Raw genomic sequence first — 3,081 nt, forward strand, 5'->3', positions numbered from 1 at the left:
GAGGTGATGAGTTTTTCGCGGTCGTGTTTTCTGCCTTGCATAGATAGCTGAAGGTACAAAAACTCCATCTATCATGCAGTTTTAGGCACTGGCAGAGTTGTGCAACAGCCACGCTCCTCAATGAGACAACTCAATAAGCATCTGTTAAGCTTTAGCTCTCATTTGACTCCTTTAGATATCCCTTTAAATTGACACTCCGTGTGTCCTCTAATTCAACCGCTTATGTGTATGGCCTTGCATCGTGCTTTGTTATCTAGTAATTAGAGTTACTTCGACTTTGCGGGCTACTTATGAAAACGCTTCGAAACGCATCGAAATCCTTTGAATGGATCTTATATACCGTTGGATTCATCAAACAGCACTTTTGGCTTATTCTGGGCTTGGGTTTAGTGGCAGCAGTAGGACGAACAATTCAGCTCCTGGCCTTTGGACCAATAAGCCCTTTCTTCCACATGCTGCTGGAAGTTCTCATTGAGAGTGCTCGAGTTGCTCTTGTGCTCTATGCCTTGGGATTGGCTAATATGCAAAGTGGGCTAGCTAAAATTAGCCGAGTAGCACGCAGTAAAGCTACCCGTCATAAAAACTGGCGGCTGGCGCTGCTGACAATTCGTAAACGGTGGGTAATTATCCTGATGAATCTAGGAGCGTTTCTACTGCTGGCCTACGGGTTTAATGCCCTCATTGATCATATTGCCTACCAAACCTGCTTGTATATTACCTTAACCCGTCGTCAACTTATTTCTGAGCAGAGTTCGGAATGGGTATTGATTCTGTTTCTCAAAAACATTTCGATTATTCCTTTTACGTTAGTTTTTCAAACGCTATTCCTCATCTGGATCACCAATCGACTCCCCAGCAGCCACTTGATTCGATTGGACAGTGATCAATAACGCTAAGGCAATAGTATAACTTCTCCGTTGAGTAACTATTCACATTGGGCATCTCACTTGATGCTCCCAAATGAAACGAAGGAGATTTGCATGTCCTATAATGGGGCGTTTTAAAAGCAATGACAAAGCCAGGCGGTTGTAAACTGGAGCAACATCTCTCTCTGCGCCTGGCAGCCCTTTCTTTCTCCCTAAGGCGATTGAACCGACGACCGGCGGTCTTTGGCTGCCACTAACCGAATCTTGATCCGGTCGAATTAGTTGATCAGGCGGGGGCATTTTGCCCGGTAAATTCCCCGGTTATCATCCAAATAAACGAACTTTACCGCTCAGCCCAGAGATTCGCTAACCCCTAACCCACCCAGATTAACTTTACCGGGGATGCCATTCATGAGCACTTCCTTACCCTGAGACTGATTCATAGCACCTTCCCGCATGCCATCTGCCCTACCCGACCCTACCCACTTAGACCAGTTCCTGCTCCTGGCCGACGATCTGCCGGTGATGATTTGGGTCACCCAACCCGATGCTAGCTGTGTGTTCCTCAACCAGCGCTGGTATGACTACACCGGGCAAAGCCAGCCTGAGGCGTTGGGCTTAGGCTGGCTGAGGGCGGTCCACCCCGACGACGCTCAGCCGGCGGGCGCCATCTTCCTGGCCGCCAACCAGGCCCACCAACCCTTCGCACTGGACTATCGACTACGAGCCGCCGACGGCACCTACCGCTGGATGAGAGATACGGGCCGCCCCCGCTTTGATTCTCAGGAAACCTTTCTGGGCTTTGTCGGCTCGGTCACCGACATCCACGAGTTGAAGATCACCCAGCAGCGGTTACAGATGGCCATCGACTCGACCGAGCTGGGCACCTGGGACCTCAACCCCGCTACGGGCGAGCTGATCTGGTCGGATCAATGCAGAGCTTTGTTCGGCTTACCACCCCAGGCCAGCGTCAGCTATCCGCTGTTTCTGCAAGGGCTGCACCCCGATGACCGGGAGCGAACCGATGCCGTCGTTCAGGCTGCCCTGCAAGGCCACCAGGCGGGCTTTTATTCCATCGAGTACCGCACTGTGGGCTTAATTGATGGCCAGTTGCGCTGGGTCCGGGCCCAGGGGCAGGCTTACTTTGACCAGCAAGGAGTGGCTACCCGCTTTGTGGGCATGGTGGTGGAAATTACCCAGCACAAACTGAGTCAAGAACTCCTCGAACAGCGCGTCGCCCAGCAAACGCACCAGTTGCAGCTGGCCAATCAGGACCTGCAACGCTCCAACGAGAACCTGCAACAGTTCGCCTTTGTGGCCTCTCATGACTTGCAGGAACCCTTACGCAAGATTCAATCGTTTGGTGACCTGCTCAAGAGTCGCTATACCGGTTCGGTAGGCGATGAGCTAGCCTATCTGGAGCGGATGCAGTCCGCCGCCAAACGCATGTCCACCCTGATCAAAGACCTCTTAGACTTCTCACGCATTGCTACCCAGCGGGAGGCCAGCGGGTCGGTGTCCCTGGATGAGGTGCTTGTTCAAGTGCTATCCACGGTCGAGATGAGCATCCAGGAAACGGGCGCACAAGTGCGTGTTGACCCCCTACCTACTATAGAGGGCGATGCTTCGCAGTTGTATCAGCTGTTTCAAAATCTGCTGACCAATGCCCTTAAGTTTCGGCGTACGGGGGTGGCTCCTCACATTGTCATTAAGGCCAACCAGGTAGCGGCCGATCAGTTGCCTTCCGGTCTTAAGCCCGCCCGATCAGCTATGGCCTACTACCAGATTGCGGTGATCGATAACGGAATTGGTTTTGATGAGCAGTACCGGGACCACATCTTTCAGGTTTTCCAGCGGCTGCATGGCAAGAATGCGTATGCCGGTACGGGCATTGGACTGGCCATTTGCCAGAGGGTCATCACCAACCATGGCGGGGCAATTAGGGCCAGCAGTCAACCCGATCAAGGGGCCACTTTTACCCTCTACTTACCGGTGTAGGACACGGGTTCGATGGTGTTCTGTTAGTAATCTGTTGGTAAGTCCCTTTTTTAGAGGCACTCACTCACTTATAAGCCCATTCTCAGATAACGCTCGTGGCTGTTGCACAACTCTACCTAGAGATTTAAGTAGCCTTTTCTGTATCTTGAGGTATGCAAGGCAGAAAAGACTATACCGATAAACAAGTCACTTGTTTTCAACTGTCCAACCGCGTCCC

2 protein-coding genes are annotated in these 3,081 nt (G+C 51.8%); both read left to right on the forward strand.

The genetic code is table 11. From position 1 onward, the window contains the following. Positions 1-290 precede the first annotated feature (290 nt). Entirely contained in the window at positions 291-890 is a 600-nt protein-coding gene (locus ACYVJM_RS31935; RefSeq protein ID WP_461152178.1) for a hypothetical protein, read from the forward strand. Positions 891-1,322: 432 nt separating this feature from the next. Then, a complete protein-coding gene (locus ACYVJM_RS31940) occupies positions 1,323-2,864 on the forward strand; it encodes a sensor histidine kinase (protein WP_461152179.1) in 1,542 nt (513 codons plus the stop codon). Positions 2,865-3,081: the final 217 nt, after the last annotated feature.

This window comes from Spirosoma pulveris (assembly GCF_054781875.1).

Coding starts and splice junctions, on each gene's coding strand:
- ACYVJM_RS31935 (WP_461152178.1), top strand. CDS start 291: ATGAAAACGCTTCGAAACGCATCGAAATCCTTTGAATGGATCTTATAT.
- ACYVJM_RS31940 (WP_461152179.1), top strand. CDS start 1,323: ATGCCATCTGCCCTACCCGACCCTACCCACTTAGACCAGTTCCTGCTC.